The 21,549-nt window shown below is 39.2% G+C and carries 26 protein-coding genes; 10 read left to right on the forward strand and 16 right to left on the reverse strand.

Translation table 11 applies throughout. The features are described from left to right. The 4 genes from QA601_09640 to QA601_09655 form a co-directional block, all read left to right on the forward strand. On the forward strand, positions 1–215 hold a 215-nt coding region (locus tag QA601_09640; protein MDG5815341.1), incomplete at its 5' end, for a hypothetical protein. Between the two features lie 593 nt (positions 216–808). Then, the gene (locus QA601_09645; protein ID MDG5815342.1) at positions 809–1,603 is read left to right on the forward strand and encodes a hypothetical protein; all 795 of its coding nucleotides are present in this window, start codon (positions 809–811) and stop codon (positions 1,601–1,603) included. Positions 1,604–2,039: 436 nt separating this feature from the next. Next, a complete protein-coding gene (locus QA601_09650) occupies positions 2,040–2,651 on the forward strand; it encodes a hypothetical protein (GenBank protein MDG5815343.1) in 612 nt (203 codons plus the stop codon). Positions 2,652–2,792: 141 nt separating this feature from the next. Further along, positions 2,793–3,053, forward strand: coding sequence for a DUF4235 domain-containing protein (locus QA601_09655; protein ID MDG5815344.1), 261 nt, complete (start codon positions 2,793–2,795; stop codon positions 3,051–3,053). On the opposite strand, the gene QA601_09660 is transcribed toward QA601_09655, so the two are convergent. Continuing rightward, the gene (locus QA601_09660) at positions 3,050–3,778 is read right to left on the reverse strand and encodes a class I SAM-dependent methyltransferase (protein MDG5815345.1); all 729 of its coding nucleotides are present in this window, start codon (positions 3,776–3,778) and stop codon (positions 3,050–3,052) included. The two genes, QA601_09655 and QA601_09660, sit on opposite strands and share 4 nt — an antisense overlap. A gap of 106 nt (positions 3,779–3,884) precedes the next feature. On the opposite strand from QA601_09660, the gene QA601_09665 reads away from it, so the two are divergent. The 6 genes from QA601_09665 (at position 3,885) to QA601_09690 (ending at position 7,334) form a co-directional block, all read left to right on the forward strand. Beyond that, positions 3,885–4,607, forward strand: coding sequence for a methyltransferase domain-containing protein (locus QA601_09665; protein MDG5815346.1), 723 nt, complete (start codon positions 3,885–3,887; stop codon positions 4,605–4,607). Positions 4,608–4,650: 43 nt separating this feature from the next. After that, positions 4,651–5,529: a YihY/virulence factor BrkB family protein gene (locus QA601_09670; protein ID MDG5815347.1), complete on the forward strand. Its 879-nt coding sequence runs from the start codon at positions 4,651–4,653 to the stop codon at positions 5,527–5,529. A 42-nt stretch (positions 5,530–5,571) separates the two neighbouring features. After that, on the forward strand, positions 5,572–5,745 hold the full coding sequence (locus QA601_09675) for a DUF1328 domain-containing protein (GenBank protein ID MDG5815348.1): 174 nt from the start codon (positions 5,572–5,574) through the stop codon (positions 5,743–5,745). Positions 5,746–5,782: 37 nt separating this feature from the next. Then, on the forward strand, positions 5,783–5,980 hold the full coding sequence (locus QA601_09680; GenBank protein ID MDG5815349.1) for a hypothetical protein: 198 nt from the start codon (positions 5,783–5,785) through the stop codon (positions 5,978–5,980). 95 nt (positions 5,981–6,075) lie between these two features. Then, entirely contained in the window at positions 6,076–6,702 is a 627-nt protein-coding gene (locus QA601_09685) for a hypothetical protein (GenBank protein MDG5815350.1), read from the forward strand. 167 nt (positions 6,703–6,869) lie between these two features. Continuing rightward, the gene (locus QA601_09690) at positions 6,870–7,334 is read left to right on the forward strand and encodes an MgtC/SapB family protein (protein MDG5815351.1); all 465 of its coding nucleotides are present in this window, start codon (positions 6,870–6,872) and stop codon (positions 7,332–7,334) included. A 2-nt stretch (positions 7,335–7,336) separates the two neighbouring features. Here QA601_09690 and QA601_09695 read toward each other — a convergent pair whose 3' ends face one another. The 15 genes from QA601_09695 to QA601_09765 are packed head-to-tail and all read right to left on the reverse strand — an operon-like array spanning position 7,337 to position 21,541. After that, positions 7,337–8,107 carry a TIGR04290 family methyltransferase gene (locus tag QA601_09695; protein MDG5815352.1) on the reverse strand — a complete coding sequence of 257 codons (771 nt, stop codon included), beginning with the start codon at positions 8,105–8,107 and terminating at the stop codon, positions 7,337–7,339. A 10-nt stretch (positions 8,108–8,117) separates the two neighbouring features. Next, complete coding sequence (locus QA601_09700) at positions 8,118–9,836, reverse strand: hypothetical protein (protein MDG5815353.1); 1,719 nt, start codon at positions 9,834–9,836, stop codon at positions 8,118–8,120. Positions 9,837–9,847: 11 nt separating this feature from the next. After that, positions 9,848–10,444 (reverse strand): histidine phosphatase family protein, encoded by a 597-nt coding sequence (locus tag QA601_09705; GenBank protein MDG5815354.1) that lies wholly within the window; start codon positions 10,442–10,444, stop codon positions 9,848–9,850. 1 nt (position 10,445) lies between these two features. Beyond that, a complete protein-coding gene (locus QA601_09710; GenBank protein MDG5815355.1) occupies positions 10,446–11,453 on the reverse strand; it encodes a GNAT family N-acetyltransferase in 1,008 nt (335 codons plus the stop codon). Between the two features lie 3 nt (positions 11,454–11,456). After that, positions 11,457–12,527, reverse strand: a complete 1,071-nt coding sequence (locus QA601_09715; protein ID MDG5815356.1) for a glycosyltransferase — start codon at positions 12,525–12,527, stop codon at positions 11,457–11,459. Then, positions 12,528–13,334, reverse strand: coding sequence for a PIG-L family deacetylase (locus tag QA601_09720; protein ID MDG5815357.1), 807 nt, complete (start codon positions 13,332–13,334; stop codon positions 12,528–12,530). Then, the gene (locus QA601_09725) at positions 13,331–14,101 is read right to left on the reverse strand and encodes a sugar phosphate nucleotidyltransferase (GenBank protein ID MDG5815358.1); all 771 of its coding nucleotides are present in this window, start codon (positions 14,099–14,101) and stop codon (positions 13,331–13,333) included. The genes QA601_09720 and QA601_09725 overlap by 4 nt, the downstream gene beginning before the upstream one ends. A 1-nt stretch (position 14,102) precedes the next feature. Further along, positions 14,103–15,182 carry a glycosyltransferase gene (locus QA601_09730; protein MDG5815359.1) on the reverse strand — a complete coding sequence of 360 codons (1,080 nt, stop codon included), beginning with the start codon at positions 15,180–15,182 and terminating at the stop codon, positions 14,103–14,105. Between the two features lie 25 nt (positions 15,183–15,207). Next, positions 15,208–15,795 (reverse strand): histidine phosphatase family protein, encoded by a 588-nt coding sequence (locus QA601_09735; GenBank protein MDG5815360.1) that lies wholly within the window; start codon positions 15,793–15,795, stop codon positions 15,208–15,210. A 12-nt stretch (positions 15,796–15,807) separates the two neighbouring features. Continuing rightward, entirely contained in the window at positions 15,808–16,710 is a 903-nt protein-coding gene (locus tag QA601_09740) for a glycosyl hydrolase (protein ID MDG5815361.1), read from the reverse strand. Next, positions 16,694–17,845, reverse strand: a complete 1,152-nt coding sequence (locus QA601_09745; protein MDG5815362.1) for a glycosyltransferase — start codon at positions 17,843–17,845, stop codon at positions 16,694–16,696. Before QA601_09745 ends, QA601_09740 begins: the two co-directional genes overlap by 17 nt. Beyond that, complete coding sequence (locus QA601_09750; GenBank protein MDG5815363.1) at positions 17,845–18,951, reverse strand: glycosyltransferase; 1,107 nt, start codon at positions 18,949–18,951, stop codon at positions 17,845–17,847. The genes QA601_09745 and QA601_09750 overlap by 1 nt, the downstream gene beginning before the upstream one ends. Positions 18,952–18,974: 23 nt before the next feature. Then, positions 18,975–20,108 (reverse strand): glycosyltransferase, encoded by a 1,134-nt coding sequence (locus QA601_09755; GenBank protein ID MDG5815364.1) that lies wholly within the window; start codon positions 20,106–20,108, stop codon positions 18,975–18,977. Further along, positions 20,099–21,202, reverse strand: coding sequence for a glycosyltransferase family 4 protein (locus QA601_09760; protein ID MDG5815365.1), 1,104 nt, complete (start codon positions 21,200–21,202; stop codon positions 20,099–20,101). Before QA601_09760 ends, QA601_09755 begins: the two co-directional genes overlap by 10 nt. Positions 21,203–21,253: 51 nt before the next feature. Then, on the reverse strand, positions 21,254–21,541 hold the full coding sequence (locus QA601_09765) for a hypothetical protein (GenBank protein MDG5815366.1): 288 nt from the start codon (positions 21,539–21,541) through the stop codon (positions 21,254–21,256). Positions 21,542–21,549: the final 8 nt, after the last annotated feature.

The following is a 21,549-nucleotide window of genomic DNA, read 5'->3' on the forward strand; positions in this document are numbered from 1 at the left end:
GATTCAGTTGCTCTGATTTTTTACGAAAAGGTGAGAGCTATAACCCCCCCCACCTTTTTTGGGCAATTAGTTACAGAAAGCACTGTATAGAAATCTATCTCTTTTTAAAGATCGCCGCAGCCCCACCGGCTATTGATAGCAAAAGATATAAAACCATTGAAGGTTCAGGGACCGCTGCTTTAGTCCCCCGGGCTGTGGCCCAAATCCCTATATAACCAGCACCGGTTCCACCCGGGACTGAAATTCTCCCTTACGCCATGTTTCTTTTATATGGGGCTAAAGGCGGTAGTTTGGGTCACCCCCGGGCGGCAATGGTAAAAGCGTGAAAAGATCCGTTTGGGGGGACCCTTAAGCTATAATCTCGGTAGGAATTTGGAATTCTTGTCTCGCAGGGAGCCTTTGGTCTTAATCTCTCTCCCATTCTTGTCGATATCCCGCTTCGCATCACCCACTACGAGGCAAGCAAGGTCCTTAGCGCCTCCGTGAAGAACCATTCACTTGCCATCAGGGCTATCTGAGGGATGGCCAACTTTGCCTCCCTGGCCTCCGTAGCAGTAGCTGCTGCGTAGGGGTGCCGGGCGACACAAATAAAAAAAACTGTTATGGCCGTAACCCCTTCGAAGCATTACATATTTATTACCATATGTTTAATCAGATTAACAGACAAATTCGTACGTTTTATCGTTCTTGTCCCACTATACAACCTTAATCCAGAATTCCAAACTCACTTTTTTTACTTTTTGTTAGACATTATTCCCCTCCAGAAAACATTTTAATTTTAACACACTATTATAACAGGAGTGAATATATGGAATCATCACAACCACTTGTACCTATCAAAATGCCCCTTGCGGTACTTCTGCAACAGGCATGTGATATGCACAAAATTTGCTACTCCGATCTTGAAGCTGTTAAGAAGGTCGGGCTCGATATGTCGCTTGTTGACGCTATCCCTCAGCTTGTGTTAGATCTTTCCAAAGCTCACAGCGATTGGATAAATGTAAAAAAAGATAGTGTTCAAGAGGGTAAAGAGCTTAAAAAGTATATTGCTGAAATGTGTAAGTTTCGTACCGACCTCTCCCGGTCTCTGCGGTTTGCGGCAAAGAAGGCCGGTGTTAAACTGGTAGTTCCCTACTATAAAACACGCAGTGGTTATGAGGTGAGTCAGCATCTAAATGACCTGGCGGTGATGGGCAGAAGGAAAAGGTGGATGCTTGAGAAGATAAACTTTGATATGTCTATTCTGGAAGAGGCGGTTCATCACTCCTTTAACCTTACAGAGAAAATAATCTTTAGAAGACAGAGTAGACCTGTCGATTCAAAAGAGCGCAAGGCGCGTGATGAGCTCTATTCGAAACTCTATAGAATAGTAGAGGAGATACGTATTTGTGGTAAGTTTGCCATGCGTCACTCAAGACGTAGAAAACTGTACGCGAACTCCTACTGGCGTCGCCCCAAACGGGGAAGACCACGGGGGTTTGCCTCGCCAAAGCCAAAGAAAAGAGGAAACGTTCAAACTGCCGCGCTAAAAGGTGTAAAACCCATGTACCAACCATCGGTTGTAACTAAAAGCACTAACCCCGGCCCGCCACCGGATAGTTAAGCACAACACAAACGTACTCTGTACCTACTAAACCACCTCTTTAAGCACCCTGTTTTTCAGGGATCACAGCATTTCTATACCCATTTTTACAAAATACCCTTAAGCGATGGGGTCATTTCACCCCAAAAAGTATTTCTCACCCCGTTTAGACCAATTCTTTTCCTCTACGAACCATTTCTCAGTGCCCACGAACTAATTATTTGACCCTCTGAACCATTACTTTAGCCCCATTTCCTACTTCTCACCCACCCTGAAGCATTTCTCTGTACCCGGGAAAACCGGAACGGCTCTATGGAAGAGTGAAACGGGTAACAGAAGAAGTAAAACGTTCATCGGGAAGGTTAAAACTGCTATCGGGAACTGTGAAAACGAACCCGGTAAGAGCCAAACAGTACTCGGGAATGGTGAAACATGGGTGTGGAAGGGGTTGTGGGGTGTGCAGAAGGGTTTCGTTGGCGGTATGGAAGGGTTCATGGAATGTGGAATGTGGAATGTGGAATGCGGGTATATGGGGGTATATGGGGGTATATGCGGGTATATGCGGGTATATGCGGGTATGTATGCGGGTATGTATGCGGGTATGTATGCGGGTATGTATGCGGGTATGTATGCGGGTATGTATGCGGGTATGTATGCGGGTATGTATGCGGGTATATGCGGGTATGTATGCGGGTATATGCGGGTATATGCGGGTATGTATGCGGGTATATGCGGGTATGTATGCGGGTATGTATGCGGGTATATGCGGGTATGTATGCGGGTATATGCGGGTATGTATGCGGGTATGTATGCGGGTATATGCGGGTATGTATGCGGGTATGTATGCGGGTATGTATGCGGGTATGTATGCGGGTATGTATGTGGTATGTATGTGGGTATGTATGCGGGTATGTATGCGGGTATGTATGTGGTATGTATGTGGTATGTATGTGGTATGTATGTGGTATGTATGTGGGTATGTATGCGGGTATGTATGTGGTATGTATGTGGTATGTATGTGGTATGTATGTGGTATGTATGTGGTATGTATGTGGTATGTATGTGGTAGGTGTGTGGTAGGGACACCCCTTGTGGGTGTCCTCCCCCTACGAAACACACACACCGTACAATTAACGGTTACTGTGCCCGGTTTTTGCTTACTCAATAGTACTGAAGATTAGTGATAAACCAAGTAAACAGAGGTGTAGTAATGAAAAAGAAAGTACGAAAAAAGATGTGGAAACTAGCGATGATGATCATAGTCTCAGTGAGTGGATTTATAATCAACCTCAGCCTCAAAAAGGTATGGAAACTGATCACCAAAAAAGATCCTCCCAAAGAGGAAGGCGAGGTCAGGTCCTGGAAAGAGTTAATCACCTGGAACATAATTAGCGGACTTATCAGCTCTGTTTCAAAATTGTTTGCAGCGCAGACAAGTCGCCGGGCAGGAAAGCGCCTTAAAGCTGTTTAAAGTTTTTGAAGCGAGAGCAGTTCAATAATCCCCAAAAACTTTAATTGTGACCTGAGTACTTTAAATCCTCGTTTGGCAAACGTGAGGTGAAGAGAAACTTTATCCGGGTACCTCCTGAGACTCTCTGCAATGTAGGTGTAAACTGAACAGTCTCTATGGAGTATATAGCCCCACAACGCACCCCACAGCTTTAAAATGCAGTACTGATTGAACTGTAGAACCTTTTGAGGTGGTTTGCTAAATTCCAGAAAATGAGCAGTTGCACCTGGTTTTAAAATTCGCCAGAATTCATCTAACGCGCCGTTAAGATCCGGAGCATTACGTAAGGCGTACCCGCCGGTTACCAGATCAAACGATTCATTTTTGAATGCCAATTTGCACATATCTTGCGCGCACAACGAGACATCGGGACTACAGTTTTCCTTAGCCCTGCAAAGCATCGAGGGTACCAGATCGATACCGGTAACAGATGCTGCGGGGAATTTTTCTTTCAAAAGGTCGGTGATATCTCCGGTCCCACAAGCTATATCGAGAACCGAAATTTTCTGCTTCTTGCCATCATCAGGTAATGCTTCGGTAAGCGTCCTTTTCCAGCGTTTATCGTTTAGAAGCGAAAGGGCTTTAGTGGTTATATGATACTTTGGAGCCACAACAGAAAAGAGATAAGAATTGAATCGTCTTTTCTGCTGTGGTCTGAAAAACAAATCATCACTGTATTTTTCCACCCAACTCTCCACTATAAGGGGTCCGGTTATTGCGTAAAGATTAAACCAGCGTTCATTGAGTTTGCAATTATGTTGCCAACCATGTAGTACAAAAAAAGGATTTTCGATGAATTCAATAGTAAGGGATCAATTGTTATCCCGCTCACAAGAGCCTGAAATCATGGACAGCAAGTCTTGTGACACTAAACAGCTAATAAAAACACTTCAGCAGTTCAAATTGGTAAACCTGCTTTTTTCAAGAGTACGATACTTGTTGAAACAATCAGTTTTAAGCGATTTAGAAAAGGTTAAAGAAGCATCACTGCTTGATATGGGTTGTGGCGGGTGCGATATCTCCCTATGGCTTATCAGACGATGCAGAGAGAAAGGCTTGAGGTGCAACATTACCTGTGTGGATTACGATCCCCGCATCGTATCTTTTGGAAAACATCTGTGCAAAGACTACCCTGAAATAGATTTTATCATTTCAGACCTGACACAGGTCCTTAAAGCTAACAAATACGACTATGTAGTAGCAAATCATGTACTTCATCACTTCTCTGACGATGAGCTTCAAACTCTTATCCCCCTTATATTCACGGCATCAAAACGCCTCTTTTTGCTCAATGATCTGTACCGCAGTGCTATCAGTTATTATCTTTTTCCATTGCTATCTAAACCTTTTTTTCACAACAGTTTTATTTGCGAGGATGGAAAACGATCAATAAAAAGAGGGTTTTTAAAGGAAGAAATTGATAAATTAGTTGACCCGTTCAATGCAACATGGAATATTAAGACTTCAACTATCTTTCCCGGTCACCTATACTGTATAGGAGAGCGTGAAAATTAAGGGGATAACTAAAACTGCTTATGGAGTTATGAGGAGGATATAATTGTTTAAGCTGCTTAAAGATTCAGTGATTCACTTTGCCAAAGATAATGCCCCACGCCATGCTGCTGCTCTTGCGTATTATTCACTTTTCTCCATTGCTCCGCTGCTTATAATCGCTGTTGCGATCATCGGGGCAGTGTACGGGGAGGATGCGGCACAGGGGCTTATCGTTGACCAATTGGGCGATATGATGGGTGAAGGTGCTGCCAGGTATGTAGAAGATCTGATTGTTCAGGCAGCACGTCCAACCTCAGGTATCACCGCTACCCTTATCAGTGTAGCGATTCTGCTCTGGGGCGCATCAAGGGTCTTTAATCACCTGAGAGCATCAATTAATTCAATCTGGCATATTCGCCTAAAAGAAAAGCTGGGTATAGTTCATAAAATCAAAATGAAAGCGTTTGCACTTATTCTCGTTCTGTTTAGTGGATTATTTCTTCTTGCTACTGCGGTTTTAAACACGGTTATTTTCGCGCTGATTGACCGCATTGAAGAATACACCCCAACCATACCGTTTCTGTGGCAAACAGTGAACTTTTTTTTTCTATATGCAGTGACCACCTTCATATTCGCGCTGATTTTAAAATATATCCCCAACGCAAAACTGGACTGGATTACGGCAACAATAGGTGCGCTCTTTACCTCATTTCTTTTCTCAGTAGGACGGATTTTGCTTGGAATTTATCTCAGTGAATTCTCAGTAACATCAACCTACGGAGCAGCCGGATCCCTTGTGGCAGTACTAATATGGCTATACTATTCAGCACAAATCCTTTTTCTTGGAGCCGAATTTACCCAACAGTATGCAAACTCACGAGGTACACCAATAGAGCCCTCCCGGGATGCAAGCGCAGTAAAGATAATAGAATCTGGTACATAAATTGCACTTTTTGATCATCCATAGAGAAAGAGAGAGGTAGTTATGTTATCATTGTCGTTTCTTTTACTTATTCTGGCAATTTTAGTAGCAGTACTTGGCTTCACAGGTATAGCAGTTTTAACTGTCGAACTTGCAACGATTCTGTTTATCGTTTTTATTGTGTTATTTCTAATTACGCTCCTGGTTGGGCTGGTAAAAAAGCCACCAAAGGTATGATAATTGATCAACACGTTGAGGGAGGTACTTTATGGGTGTGGTAAAAAAAACATTGATTTCTCTTTTGGCAGCTTCATCAGTTGGCATTGTCACAAAGGTAGTAAAGTGGAAAAGTAAAAGAGTGACTAAAGGATTTTTGCACAAGACATCAAAAAGCGGAAAGCAGGCACAAAAAAGATTGAAACATCTTTTTAAACCTAAAAAAAGCTTTCTAAAAACAGTGAAAATCGGTTAATTCTATAGCAGTGCAGCAAAGATCTTGCGTTCCGTTTAAAGGCTTCTTTACACATTGTTGTTTTTTTTGAGCAGTTGCTTTAAAAGGAGATCACTATGAAAGTATTTAAAATCAGTTTTATCGTTGCTTTTTTCATCCTTTTCACTGCTGGCTCTTCATCTGCACAAGATCTGCGTCTGACCCTTGATGCTGGCGTTTCGAGACCCGCGGGAGATTTAATGGATCAGTTTTCATGGGGATATTCCGGGGGAGGTAATTTTTTAATTCGTATTACCGATAATTTGAGTCTGGGTGGACGAATTGCCTATAACAGATGGGGACCAGATGAAGCAGAATTCCTGGAGGATATTGATCCCTTTGATATAATCGATGCTGAAGTAGAGGGAGAAGCCAGGGCGTTTGAAGTTGTTCCCATTGTAAGGCTCACAACCGCATACCCTCTCAGTCCGATTCAATTCTTTTTGCACGGAGGCGCGGGCTTATATGGACTGAGTGATGAAGTTGAAGTAAATGGTAACGATGAAGATGGAAACCCTGTTTCAGAGATATTCGGCGATGATTGGCGCTACAGATTCGGAGCACAAATTGGTGCAGGCCTGTTACTTGGTAGCCCGGATTATCTCTCCCTGGAACTCTATCCTGCTTTTCACCTGATCTTTGACGGAAATGATGATACGTTTCAGTACTTTTCAATCAACATAGGTCTGGGATTAGGTATCTGATCTCTTGCAAATGGGTTATTGAAGGAACATAACAATACGGTAACAATTGTTTAGGATCTTCAATAACCCGCTTAATTCACTTTGAAAAACAGATTTTCTACCCTCTTACCCTTTCTCTATCTGCCCGGTGTCACTTGATAAATCGGCTATTTACAGGAGCACTTTAGGTGGATTTTGATTTTAGCACAATACTTTCTCACCTTTTACATCTTTTATTGGCGTATGGTTTTGCGCTTCCCATCGGCTTTGAAAGAGAAAGGGATTCAAGAAGCGCCGGAATAAGAACGTTTCCCCTGGTAGCAGTTGCAGCCTGTGGTTATATGATAATTGGTACAACAATGCTACTTGGCCCTGAACCGCAATCAAGGGTAATGTATGGAATAATCACCGGAATGGGTTTTATTGGCGGAGGTGCTATTCTTAAGAATCAAAATATGGTGACCGGAACGGCAACCGCTGCAAGTCTATGGAATACCGGAGCAATTGGAATGGCTGTAGCCTGGAAACGCTATGAAATAGCACTGATTTTAAGTACACTGAATTTTTTAACACTAAGATACGCAACCCAGCTTAAAAGTAAAGTTGTTGATACTAAGGACCAAACCAGTGATGATTCAATTTACCCTCCTTAACCTTAGTTTCTTTTATCTATTCCAGCAGCAGCCCTGTACTCTTTCTCCCTCATATCCTCTTCATGTATTACCACAGTATTTCTTGAACATACAAATATCTCATCATCTGGTCTGTGATTGACAGTAAAATTTGATGAACGCAGCATAGCTTCTATTGCCCCACCATTTGGTACCCACCAATTAGTGGGGTCACCGGCCACCCGTTCTTCAATGAAAGCCATCTTTGGCCATCCTGTTTGAAGGAGAGTTTCTCGTTTAAAAAGATCAAGGTCGCTAACACTGGTATACTGTTCAACTCCTGGCATCTTTAAAGTTTGAAATACCATCATTTCGGAACTAATTCGGGAGATAATATCCATTGCAAGAAGAGGGTATCTAAGATGATAAAATACACCCATGAACCAGATCAGATCATAGGTTTGAGACTCATGCGCAAGATCATATACCTGCATCTTTTTAAACTCAATGTTTTTTTCCAACCCAAACACCTTCGATGCCCACAAGGCCTGTTTTAAAAAATGCTCATCAATATCTATGGCGGTTACCTTCGCACCCAAACGTGCCAGTTGAAAAGAGTAATACCCGGCATTACAGCCGATATCAAGCACGTTAACACCGCTAAGATCAGAGGGAATAAACGGAGCTATTAGCTCCCATTTGAATTTAGGAAAATCTCCCAGTGGGTGTTCAGGAGATGTCTGAGTACCATCAGGCAGATGCAAGTTGTGAAACCAGGGTTTTAAGTCTTCTATCTCTTTTTCTATCTGTTTCATTGTTGCTCCACTAATAGGTAGTGTTGTATTCCTCTAGTTTAGTTTCGAGACACCTTATATAAAACTGTAGCTTCTGGTTAAACCTTTGTGCCTCTACAGTTCCTGACAATGATTCCTTTGCCAAAGCTGAATATCCGATTCTAAACACCGTATAGGCTATAAAATGAAAAGGCAAAACTCTATCCAACTCATAATCACCCGATTTTTCTTTATATATACTCAAAAAATCTTTTGTACTCCTGTTACAGAGTGCAAATTCTATACAAAAGCCGGCAATATCCCATGCTATATCTTGTGCGGCTGGTAAAAACTGATCCCGATAATGGTCTGTTCCATCCAATTTCACCCACCTGTTTTCAGAATAAATCCACTTATGTGGCAACATCCTGCTATCTACGGCTATCGGACGTCTCCTGTACAGTTCAGTGTTGATTAAAACTTTTTTGAGCTTTTTAAGCAGATCTTTTCTTCCAATCTTTGAAATATTACCTTCAATCATCTCAAGCATCTGCTCATAGGAGGTCAGCTGTTCACAAAGTAGTCTTTTACTTCTAAATACTAAGTAATCGACAACAGTGTGAAAAAGTGTGCACAAAGAGCTGCTGGCATCTTCTTTTACATCCATAAACCGGTAAAAAACAAAACCGTTTTGAACTTTTAGAACCGGTGAAGAATAAGTATTACTCAAAATTGTTGCGATCTTCTCAGTCTCTTTCTGATACCTCCCAAGACCAGAGAACTTTGCGACTATAGTTCCGGTATTAATGGTATCTAAAAGGTATTTTCTTCTCTCATGATAGGGGTTTACTGCCGGCCAAAGGGCAGGCCTGGAAAATAAATGATATCGCCATTTTCCCCCTGAAATATCTGTTAGTGTCGGCTCTGCGCTTATTAAGTTGTTTTGAATTTTTTTCCATACTTTATCAAATTCACCCGTGAACTTTTTATAATTATTCCAGCGTTCACGTGATTTTTGGCACACAAAGTTTTTTGAACTGGGAATCCAGCTTGGAAGAAACACTATTCTCTCCCCCGGGATACCAAATTTTTCAAGATATTCGGCAGTTCCACAGAAGGATGAACCACTTAATCCCGGCCCCTCATCAACAATTAAGTAGTACGCATCCCAGTGAATAAACTTTTCGATCATTTGGTTATCGAGTTTAATTTGTCTGTTAAATGTATCACCAAAAGGCCTTACAGTAAAACTGGAGACATCTACCCCATTTGCAAGTAAAACAGAAGTGACCGCAGCACTCAGACTGGTTCCGATACTTCTCAATCCAATGCATACAACCTTTTTAGGGTGTAATTCATCAATAATTTTTTCTGAAGCATCATAGAAGGTTTCAGGGTACAAACTGTAAAAAGCATACCCCTCTGGTATTCTTCTTTGAACATAATAAGGCAACTGGGTTGCTTTAAGGTGTTTGAAGAGAGGAAAAAACTGTGTCATTTTTTCCAAAGATCTGCCGTTTTTTAAATAATCATAATATACCTGTGCGCTGAGAATCGTTAATTGTCTTAACAAACCTCCGGCACGAGTGAAGTGTTCTGCATTTGGACTATAGTAGTCACACACACAGCTCTCGAATTCCCCACACTCGATTAGTAATTCAACGATACTGTCTTCAGTTGCTCTATCTAAAATCCGATCGGCACATCTTTTTACCTCTTCAAGAAACGTCTCTGTTCTACAGATCAAATTGTGATTAGCATAAACCAGCATATCAATGCCTTTCAGAGACGCCCTGTGTAATTAATTAGTGATATTTCAACATATTCATCGCCGATATCCAAAACCGAAACAGATGCAGTATCGATGGTTAGTCGGTGCATTGACCCAAGATCAATCCCTCCATAGTAACATAGTATAGCTTTTAATGGATCACTGTGACCCACAATTGCAATGTTACCACCCGAATAATTTTTTCTCAACTCTTCAACTTTTTGGACCTGGCGACTTTGTACTTCAATCATCATCTCTCCATCAGGAGCTCTAACCATCTCCCTAAAAGAGTTGAACCTTTGCCATAGTGGATCCTCATCTAAATCTTCAAAACTTTTACCAGTCCACTTACCAAAATCAATCTCATTAAAACTTTCATCAGTAGACACTTTCAGATCTTGACTGAGCCCAATGGTTTCAGCTGTTTCTACGGCTCTTTCAAGTGGTGAAGATACTATATGATTCAAAGGTGTATTTACGAACAGTTGGGAAAGAGCTTTGACCTGTTCCCTCCCCTGTTTATTGAGATGAACTCCTAAGGTTCTTCCATTCAGTTTACTGTCAACGGAATCGCAAATACCATGTCTAATTAAAAATATTTTAGTCAATTTAGTTAACTCCGGAAGTTAAAATAATCTGATGATTGACTCTATTTTTGGCGCCCCAGCTATATTTATAATCTTCCTCTCCTCTTAAAAAATCAAAAACTCTAAAGCCTTTTGCTATTAAATCTTTCATAGCAAGATACAAACACACCGATCCAATACTAACATTTTCAAAATTAGCATCGAAACCACTTATATACCCATAAGCACAATCATTATGCACCAGGATATAGAATGCAGCACAAACCTTTTCTTCACAACTGAACCTATAAAGTAATAGCCTGTTATTTCTGACCATTTCTCTTCCAGAGCACAGGTGGAATTTTTTGACCTTATCTTCTGATAACACACCATTCATTCCTTTGTTTTTCCAGCGCTTTGTATGAACCTTAATTAAATCGTCCATAAACACTTCAAATGTATTATCATCCGCGATTTCCATCGAAACCATGCTTTTATTCTTTTCAAGATATTTAATCCCTCTCCTTATATTTTTTCTCAGTTTTTTGGAAGCAATGTGCGTAATAAATTCATCAGAACTATTTGGTAGTATTAGATATGGACATCTACTTAGCTGCGTAATATGAACACTTGTTAATTTATCATTTTTTATTGTTAAGAGTATTGAATCTTTTTTTACTTCCTGAAGATCAATAATACTATACTGATGTTGATTATGTTGAAAATATTTATATAATGAATTGAGTACCTGAGTTTCATATCCATTCTTGATAATGATATCGAGATAATCACTAATTCCCGAACCTATAAAACTTAGCGTTTTTTCACCGTGCACCTCGTAGAGAAACAAAGGTGCCAATGCAATAAGTTTGTTTTCTGAGTTATATACAGTAATCACCCTGAGATGATCATTTCCAAATTGATACCACCAATTAAGTATCCACTCAGGACTCTGAAACGGTGTAGCTGTTTTGCTCTCATAAATCAAATCATTCCACTGAGCAATTATAGATTTAAGCTTTTTAACAGAATTTATTTCTTCTAAACGCACTTATTACCAACTCACATTTGATTCTTGCATTTTACACTTATTAATTATTTTGTTATATGTATTGATATATTCTTTTACCATTCTCTCTCTTGAATAATAATGTTCATAAGTATTTTTACAATACTCTCTACTAATTTCAGAAACGTTTTTAATTGCCTCAGCCATTTCCTGAATATTTTCCACTAAAAACCCATTTTTCCCGTTTTCTACAATATCTTTAAGGGCACCCGATGTATAAGCGATAACAGGTGTACCACAGGAAAGTGCTTCCATCGCAACCAACGAACTCGTTTCGGGAGCCTTACTGCTTACAAGTAAGCATCTGGAATTACGCAGTAATTTGTATCGGTGAAAAAGTGATGCTGATCCGATAAACCTGTATTTTTTTTCATCTATTCGGGGTAAAAGTGTATTTTGATAGTATTTAATATGTTCTTCGTATGGAAATACTTCCCCTACTAATAGCAATGGTATATTTGCCTTTTTTGCAGCATCAAATGCCTCATGAAAATTTTTTTCAGGACAAATTCGCCCCATACACAAAGCATACTTACCCGGGCTATTGGTAACCGAACCGTTGTTTTCAGGTACTCCGTTATTAATTAAGTATAGATTATTTAATTTTTTTTTGACTGAAGTAAACTGATGATTAGATACACAGTTAAAGTAAACCTGTTGAGACTGAATTGAATAAATCTCATCCGAATACCACGACAATGGTAAGTGTATTGTAATAAGTGAAGGAATATATGAATTTACATAAAAATATCGATTAAAGTTTATTCCGTGATAGTGAATGATGTTAACTTTATACTGATTTGCAACTTCTTCTACCTTAGCTTTGTACTCTTTTTCAATTGAACTACGGGTTTTCTCATCTATTTTTCCATCAGGAAATGATGTTTCAATGAGAGTACCGAAAACCTTTGATCCTCTGGAAGCTATGACTATACTTCTTAAATTATTTTCTACCAGTGCTCTGTCTAGTTGCAATAATATTTGCTCAGCTCCACCAGCAGTTCTTTCTTTTAAAGGTGAAAAAGGATAAGCAACGTTTAGTACAGTAAGAGCCATCTAAGATTTCCTTTTAAGGCCAAGCATATGCATAGATTCTGATGCAGCCTGACGCCACTCTCTTCCAGTAATACCCCATTCCATCAACTCATAAAACAATATTCCGGAATGAGGATTATTTAAATAATTATAAGTGGGTGCTTTTCTAAAAATTTCTTTTGTTATATCAAAGTGTTTAATCATTTCTACTTGTGTTTTATAGCACGAAACCATTTCATGTTTTATTTCCAGATCATTATTACTAATGTTTGATGATATGCTTTTTGTTAAATTATTCAGGAAATAGTTGGTCTTTATTGAACAATCATGGTTAAAATAAGATGAGAATTCATATACATCTGTATTAACTTCTTTTAACATTCTGCAAGCAGACCATACGACAAAAGATGCTGTATCGTGATCTGGATGCCCCCCTTCGTATGTATGAGTTATAATTTTTTCTATCCCGTTGTATTTAATTATATCCACTAATTTTTTTATGATTTCAACCATACGAAAAGATGCCGTCTGATCTGTGATATCAAGCCAAATACAACAATCTTTGGATAAGCCAGCACAATCTAAAGCTTGTTCTGATTCTCTCCTTCTTTTTCTTGCATATTGTTCTCTTGAATAACACCCTGCCAGATTTGAATGTTCTATGTTTGGTGCACCATCGGTTATATATACAATTTTAACATCTTTTAAATATCGCAACCTGCTTCCCATACTTATAACATCATCATCGGGATGAGCAGCTACAATTAGAGTTCTTCTATTTACGTTATTGGGTTTATAGCATAGCTTCTCAAGAAAAGAATCAATCACGAGTATTGCTCCTGATAGTCTTCTTTATCACTTGTTATATTTTCATGTGAATCTTTTAGTAGTTGAACAGATTCATAGTAACCATTAACCGTTCCTACATCTACATACTTTGAACCGGCAGATATCCCAAAAACATTTTCCCCACTTTCAATATAGGTATTTATAAGAGTTCCAAAATATTCATCTCTTTTACCCTTCAAACACCATAATTTGTACAATTTTTGTAGTATTTTTCCGTTAAGCTTAAATGCGCCCCATATGAGATTAGTATGTTTTTGCACATGTTTGACCATAATCTTTTTTACCGATAGGTCATCATTTAATTCTACAGCATCGTAAAATTCAGGTTTTTTTACTGGAAATAACAGAAGAGAAAATATATCGTCAGGTAGCTCACATAATGCTTTTTCAGGAAACCAAATAGTGTCGGGTAAACCTACCAACACTTGTTCATCCTTGTTAATCAGAGGTAGCGCTCTGAAGATTGAATCACAAAGACCACATGGATTTGATTGTATAGTGTATGAAAAATGTACTGAATCGTTTCCCTGACCAAAATAACTCAATATATCACTCTTGGTCGAAGATATTACAAAACATATTTTTGTGACCCCTGCCCTTACCATTCTCTCAACTAAATATTCACACACTGCCTTTGGACGTAATCTACCATTTTCTACCTTACTGCCGACAGGAAGAAGCTCTTTAGAAAATGCAAGAGGTTGAATACGAGACCCTGATCCTGCAGCAGGAATTATCCCCCACATATTACACACACTCCTTCTGTTGTATGCTTACTATCAAATTTTCAAGTTTTTGTGCCCGATGATATGCTCTATGCTGATCAAAAACCCTCTCTTGAGCACATTTTGCAATTTTGTCCCGCTGTGCCTGATCCATTTGAAGCATTTCTATAACATCCATAAAACTTTTGGCTATTAGTATTTCAGAAATGGGTTCGAAGAAATTTTCTATTCCAGACCAACTATCACTTATAACAGGTACCCTGCATGCAGCTGCTTCAAATATCCTGGCCGAAGGACAATATCCGCATTTTACCATCTCTTTTCGGGTAATATTTAATGTAAACTTACTCGACGAGTAAAACACATTGTGCAAGGGTGGTGGTACGTGCCCCGCGAAACTTATATTGGCTTTCCACTCAAAATCCTCAGGATATTGAGCCCCACCTGCCAAAAAGCGCCCCCCGGGAAACTCTTCAGACACTCTTAAAAACAGCTCTTTAAATCCACCATGACGATCTAACGCATACGTTCCAAGATAACTGAGATCTGATATATAGTCAGGATGTGGTTCAACAGGTTTGTGCCAATCGGGATCAACACACCCATAGAGAGTATCAACTCTTTTTGCACCCAATAGCCGTTTTAACCCATCTACAGAATCTCCACCAGTGTAACTCAAAACAAGATCAAATGAACTTAGTTTTTCTGATGGTATATACTCCGGCCATTCACCATCTATAATTTGGTTAAGAGTTACAGGAGTGTCAAGATCGTAAAATATCTTTGTTTTTACATCTGAATTAAAAATCACATTATATGCATCCTGTGAATTTTTACAATAGGAAGTTATTATAGCTGCATCTGCTCTTTTTAAACTTTTTTTTACTCTGTATTCAACTTCTTTCCATGTTGAATACAGAACTAATTGAAGGCCTTTTGGGGGGATGTAATCTCGATGGGAAGCGTAATATGGAACATCACGTTCATAGAAAATCACTTCATGATTACGTTTAAGTAATTCCTTAATGATACCTCTCCATAAAGTAGCATGTCCATTTCCCCATGATGAGCTTATTGCAAGCCCAAAAATCACCACTGTCACTCTTTTGTCCCTTTCAAATTGATATTCACACAACAAAATTCAATGTTTTTAAAACTGCACTATCCTGAAACAATCTAATTTCACTTATCGATCCAGGATCAATGCTTAAACGTAAAAACATATCAAGAGCTATGCCACACAGATATGAAATAACAGATTTAATAGGTTCGTTGTGACTAACTATAAGAATCCTTCTATGGGGTGTTTCTCTTTTCAGTTTTTCAATAAATGTAATCATACGATTTTGAACAGATATCATACTCTCACCATTAGGTGCTTTTGTCAAACTTCTAAAAGAATGAAAACGTTTCCATTCATAGTCGTGTTCAAGCGATTCAAATGTTTTTCCATTCCAGTTCCCATAATCTAATTCTATGAGTAGTGAGTCCAATTGTAGTGGTATACCATATTCTGCACATAATGGTTTTGCTGTTTCCACGCAACGTTCCAAAGGGCTACTATACACTACGTCTATTTTTTTCTTTCCCAAAATTTTCACTAATTGCTTTGATTGTTCGTAACCTCTTTCACTTAAATGGACATTTTTTAACCTACCCGGTATTTTTCCAGAAAAATCTACATACCCATGCCTTACTAAAAAAAGTTCTACCATAATTGTCTCCTACTAATCTTTTGAAATGGTTGTCTCTTTTTTTACATATCGTGCAACCACATCTTGTGCAAACTCTGCAAACTCTTCAAGAATAATAGGAGGACTTGTAATTGACGGCTGTATGCCCCTTGATGGAGGTGTAAAGCATAGTGTTATAGTAATGTCAAATTCTTTTAAGGCCTCCATTTGTTTATCAAACCAATCTATTGCATTAGGTCTGTGCCAATCGGCCCAGCTTATACCAGTGCGAAGCTTTTTTACTCCCATCTTTCTCAAGCATTCGATAGCAAAATCAAGCCGGTGATCTTCAAAATGAAACCATTGACATATTCCCATCTCCGGAGGAAAATATCTTAAAGCTGGTTTAGCTGTTCCATCGGCCCGTATAAGCCCCATATAAAAATGCCTATAATAGGAACTTCCTTCACTCTCTTTGTGTCGCGTTGTCGCTTCCCAGGCTGGTGGAAGATCAAACAAGCTGTACCAAAATATCCTCTCTACCCTGCCCATCAAAAGCTCTGAAGTTCGTTTTAAACCAAATACCTGCACTTCATCTGCACCAAAAGATGATGTGCCGACCTCGGTGACCCATACGGGCAGACTACAAACGCTCTCTACATCTTTTATTTTCTGTGGCCATTCATCTATTTGCCAGTGATTCCAATCAAGCGGAAATCCATGTATTGCAACAGCATCAAGAGTATCAAACAAACCATAACTGCTTAAAAGAGTGAGATAATTTGTATCAATTGGTGAAATGCCGCCCAGTACAACAGGTAAAGTAGGATGAGTACGCTTGATTGCCTTTGCCGCCAATGATGTCATTGCAGAAAACAGCTTCCAATCAGGATCTAATGTAAAATCCCAATGGGAGAGGTTATTTGGTTCATTCCAAAGTTTAATCGCCTCTATCATAATACTCCTCTAGATGTGAGGTGATAAAAAGAGCCTTTGACATAAATTTCTTACGCTTAACCTTGTGTGCCTCCAATACGTAATACTCAAGCTCCTCGGCACGATGAGCAGAAGTGTGCTCCTGCAAGACCCTCTTTTGTGCCTGTTGACCTATTTCCATACGTTGTGAATGAGGTATTTGAAGCAAAGTCTTATAGGTCTGTTCCATTGAACCACTTATAATGATCTCTTCATTGGGCTTAAAAAATGTCTCTAACCCCTCCCAGTAATCACTAATAACAGGTACTGCACATGCAGCTGCTTCAAATAACCTAACAGAGGGTGCATATCCTGATGCAATCATATCTGCTCGCGTTAGATTAAGAGTGTAACGTTGGGAGCAGTAGAATCGTCGATGATCAGCCGGAGCCAGGTGCTCCACTTTTTTTACATTTGCCGGCCATTTAATTTCTTTTGGATACTGAGGCCCAGCAACAATAAATTTGCCTTCAGGCCATTTCCTTGCAGTCTGAAGCATCAGAATCTCCAGTGAATCCTGCCTATCAGGACTAAATGTTCCCATGTATCCTAAGTCATATTTTATATCAACTTTTTGATGGTAATTCACTTCAGGGTCTACCGAACAATAGAGAGGTCTTGCGATTGGGGAGTTATAGACATTTTCTATTATATTGAGTATTGGTCCACCCGCAAAGGACAGATAAAGATCATATTTAGAAATGAGGTCAGGAGCAATATAATCATATTCTCTTCTCTTTAATTTTGACATAGTTACCGGTGTATCAATATCATAAAACGCTGTAATTCCACATGCAACACTGTTAACCCATTCACCTACAACCACACCATCAGGAACAAAAGAACCGACAATGACCAAGTCCGCTTTTTGTATAACAGACAAATATTTCTGTTTCAACTCATCTATTGAACTGTATAGTTCAATTTTACCATGAGACAGTTCAGGAGTATCTCTGTTGCAAGCATACCAAGGCATATCTCTTTCCAGAAATAATACTTTGTGACCTCTGGCTGATAGCTCCTTCATTAACCCACGGTATGTTGTTGCATGACCATTTCCCCAAGAGGAGGTAATAGTTAGACCCATGATAACAATATCATAATCTGGAGAAAGCATCAATTAGTAACCTCCTTATCCCTAACAACATATTCGTTAATTGCGTTTTGAACATCTTTAGCTCTATGTACATACGTGTGTGACTCCAATATTCTTTTCCTTGCAGAACGTCCAACTTCAAAGGCTATGTCTTCATCTATTGTGGTTAGTATTTCTGCAACATTTTCTCCATTAGATGCAACAAAACACTCTTTGTGTGGTTGAAGAAAAGCCTCAATACCGTCCCACTTATCGGTTATGATACAAGCTCCCGCCCCAGCCGCTTCAAAGATCCGTGTGGGTGGAGAAAAGCCGTAACTTGCCATACTCTGACGGTTAATATTGAGAATGGCCATTGATGAACAATTAAATTGGTTGTGCTCATGAGTATATACATGCCCAAGGCACTCAAGATTACCAAGGGATGGTATTTTACTATCCCAACCATTTCCACCGATTTTAAATTTGTATTCTGGTAAGAGAGAAGCTGGTTTAAAGAAAAATTCGCTTACTCTTTGTTCCCTGTCAGGCATTCGATTTCCTAAGAAGCCTAAACTGCATTCAAACTTTTCATTTTTTTCTACCGGATAGTGAGTAAACGGATCAAGAGCATTATAAACTGGAATACATATTTTCGCTCCAAGGCTTTTATACGCATTTACAACCATCTCCCCTCCCCCATAGGTAAGTATCATATCATACTCCGGAATAAGGGAGGCAAATGGATCGTTACGATTTGATTTAACTCTATCAAGAGTTGCAGGAGCATCCACATCCCAAAAAATTACGATACTCCCATTTGCCTTGTATTCAAGTACAGCTTCTTCAAGTACATCATCAAGATACCCAACACCACTTGCTTTGACGATAACATCAGCCCCCCTGGCCATATTTAGTGCTTTTTTTAATCCGGGTTCTGATGCCTCATAAACAATACTTTTTGCATAATGAGGATCTTCAATATCACGATGTTTTTGTCTGTCATAAGCATCTGGTTCAAAAAATGTAATCCGGTGACCTAAATCATATAATGCTTTCAATAGCCCTCTATAATAAGTTGCAGCACCATTCCAGTAAGCAGAAACCAAACTGGATCCAAAAAAAGCAATTCGCATTCTATTACTCACTATCATCCTCCTCTCTGAAGCATTCAGATCACTCTTGTCTCATTATTTGATCTGTTATTTTCGATTTTAATACCTATTTCAGAGCAAATATCCATTAATTCATCTACACGATGCCTACAGGTATGGCGCTGCAAAATAGTATTTCTCCCTTTTGTTGCTAAAGATTCCCTTAACTCTTGGTTGTTTAACACCTCCAATATCAATTTCTTCATTTCTTTGCCGTCACGAGCCATCAGATAATCCTCTCCCTCAGTAAACATTTTTTCACAATCATCCCAGGGAGAACATATCAGTGGAATGGCACATGATAGTGCTTCAAAGGGACGAATAGTAGGTATTCCAGGTAGCTTTTCAACATAAGGTTTTCTTGGAATGTGAACGGTCATCTTGAATCGAGAGAACAGTGAAGGCACCATATAGTTTGCAATCCATCCTCTATATTCTATCCCATTATTATTTAAAAGAGATATTGCATGGTCAGGATATCTAACCCCATGAATCGCACATCTCAACCCCAATGTACTTACTGGTTTAAAAAGATATTCTTCCAACTCTTTAGTTCTTTCATCATCTCCCCAGTTTCCTATCCAGGCAATGTCTCCATCTGTCTTTTGAGTTTCTATTGGTTTGAATGTTCTAATGTCAGCCGCTTCGTGCCATACCCATGCCTTCTGTATCCATGATTTTTCAAGGTAAATATCTCTAACTACTTTACCAAAAGCCAAAACGCCATCGTAATAAGAGAGATCATAATCTTCCATTTCTGATGGTGCTGTCACAGACCGATGATGAGTATCATGAAATAGTATTCTTAATCGAGGTAATGCCCGCCTGTATTTTCCTATACGTCGTACTAATTCCGGATGGTTCCATTCATGAACTATAACTAAATCTACACCATCGAGTTCTTTTCCCAGGTCTATTTCTTGTAAATTATACTTTCTACTCTTAAGATCCGGAAAAAATTCATCATAACCTTTAAATACCCCTTCTCCTTGAGCTCTAACAAGATTTGAAAGACTCCAACTATTCTCTGGTTCAAAAAGTAAAACTTCATGCCCTCTACTCTTTAACTCAGAAGCAATCCCTCTTAAAAAGTGGGCGTTTCCATGATTCCAATCTGAGATAAACGAATGAGCAAAAAAGGCTATGCGCATAACGTTTTCTCCCTATGATTACTGTTAAATTTATTGCGATCTATTAATTCCTGATATAAATCCAAATACGAATACACCATGCGAGATACAGAAAACTGCAGTGCACGTTGCCTTGCTCTCTCTCCGTATTCCCTGCGTATCCATGGTTTGTGTATCAACATCTGTAACGTATCCTGTAGTTGTTCACCATCTTCAGGATCAACAAAAAAAGCACTGTCTCCCCAAACTTCTCTTAAGCTTGCTATATTTCCCAAAACAAGTGCACATTCACATAATGCAGCCTCTAAAACAGATAATCCGAAGGGTTCGTATCTGGCTGGTAAAACATATATCGAAGCGCTTCCCATCCATTGTCCAACTTCAAAAGGAGTACATCGACCAAGCCAGTGCACATCACCTTTACTAATTTCATCTATCCCCTCACCAGCAACAAGGACCTGCCATGGTAATCGATGTGCTATGGATGCTAAAGTTCTAATGTTTTTCCCCTCATCCCAAAGCCTTCCCGCTGTAAGGATATATGGATCTTTTATTTTGGGCACAAATAAATGTCTGTTTCTTCCGTTAAAAATTACCTTGCCGCGAAAAGACACTTTGTAATTGGAACTTAGTGAATCTAACATATCTTTTGATGGAGCGACTATATAATCCACCCCCTCTAGTCCCCTTGAAACACTCTCTTTATATTGACTCCACTGTTCGCTTTCTGGATCCTTATTTTTAACAGCTCTATACCAGGAATACACACAAGAGTGTGCCACAATAAGGGAAGGAATATTCCATTTTACAGAACCGTAGGAAAAGCCGTTTAAATGTACGATATCAGGAGCAATAAACTCAGCGATTGAAGAAAGCCACTCTTTAGTCTGATCAACATCGCTCCAGGGATCATTCATCCATTCTAATTTATACCTACTCTCAAATAATTGTAGATTAGAAAGTCCAGAAATTTCGCTTCTTTGAGCTCTATTAAGCTTTTTTCCCATACTTGCAAGTGCTATTTCAAATCCCAGTTTATGCAAAGCACTTACAAGCTCAACAGTATATGACCATACTCCACCCACTGTATCGGTTGTTATTAATAACCGCTTCACTTGACCCTCCCTACCTAAACTTTTTTTATTTTTTCTCTCAAGCTGTTATTCTTACTCACCATTTATGCTTATTAATTTATAGTAATGATCATGGCCATCACTATTCTTTTCACAAAGAAATGCAAGATGAGCCTGGTCAAATTTTTCAAAAAATTTATCCCATGAAATAGGTTCATACTTTTCTTTATCTGAATCCTCGGGAAACAGTATTCTGATAACTCCACTTTCTTCTTTAGCAATAAGTTCATCAGGAACTAGTACAGGAAAACCACCACGCTCCTCAACCCATTTTTTGATGAACCGATGATTTGATGTGATTTTTGAGTTATCATTAAACATTTTCTTAC

This window comes from Chitinispirillales bacterium ANBcel5, from assembly GCA_029688955.1.
Classification (GTDB): Bacteria; Fibrobacterota; Chitinivibrionia; order Chitinivibrionales; family Chitinispirillaceae; genus Cellulosispirillum; species Cellulosispirillum alkaliphilum.

What these genes read in the sequence shown, in the direction of transcription:
- QA601_09645 (MDG5815342.1), top strand. Translation starts at nt 809, where the DNA reads ATGGAATCATCACAACCACTTGTACCTATCAAAATGCCCCTTGCGGTA.
- QA601_09655 (MDG5815344.1), top strand. Translation starts at nt 2,793, where the DNA reads ATGAAAAAGAAAGTACGAAAAAAGATGTGGAAACTAGCGATGATGATC.
- QA601_09665 (MDG5815346.1), top strand. Translation starts at nt 3,885, where the DNA reads ATGAATTCAATAGTAAGGGATCAATTGTTATCCCGCTCACAAGAGCCT.
- QA601_09675 (MDG5815348.1), top strand. Translation starts at nt 5,572, where the DNA reads ATGTTATCATTGTCGTTTCTTTTACTTATTCTGGCAATTTTAGTAGCA.
- QA601_09685 (MDG5815350.1), top strand. Translation starts at nt 6,076, where the DNA reads ATGAAAGTATTTAAAATCAGTTTTATCGTTGCTTTTTTCATCCTTTTC.
- QA601_09695 (MDG5815352.1), bottom strand. Translation starts at nt 8,107, where the DNA reads ATGAAACAGATAGAAAAAGAGATAGAAGACTTAAAACCCTGGTTTCAC.
- QA601_09700 (MDG5815353.1), bottom strand. Translation starts at nt 9,836, where the DNA reads ATGCTGGTTTATGCTAATCACAATTTGATCTGTAGAACAGAGACGTTT.
- QA601_09715 (MDG5815356.1), bottom strand. Translation starts at nt 12,527, where the DNA reads ATGGCTCTTACTGTACTAAACGTTGCTTATCCTTTTTCACCTTTAAAA.
- QA601_09725 (MDG5815358.1), bottom strand. Translation starts at nt 14,101, where the DNA reads ATGTGGGGGATAATTCCTGCTGCAGGATCAGGGTCTCGTATTCAACCT.
- QA601_09735 (MDG5815360.1), bottom strand. Translation starts at nt 15,795, where the DNA reads ATGGTAGAACTTTTTTTAGTAAGGCATGGGTATGTAGATTTTTCTGGA.
- QA601_09740 (MDG5815361.1), bottom strand. Translation starts at nt 16,710, where the DNA reads ATGATAGAGGCGATTAAACTTTGGAATGAACCAAATAACCTCTCCCAT.
- QA601_09745 (MDG5815362.1), bottom strand. Translation starts at nt 17,845, where the DNA reads ATGCTTTCTCCAGATTATGATATTGTTATCATGGGTCTAACTATTACC.
- QA601_09755 (MDG5815364.1), bottom strand. Translation starts at nt 20,108, where the DNA reads ATGCGCATAGCCTTTTTTGCTCATTCGTTTATCTCAGATTGGAATCAT.
- QA601_09765 (MDG5815366.1), bottom strand. Translation starts at nt 21,541, where the DNA reads ATGTTTAATGATAACTCAAAAATCACATCAAATCATCGGTTCATCAAA.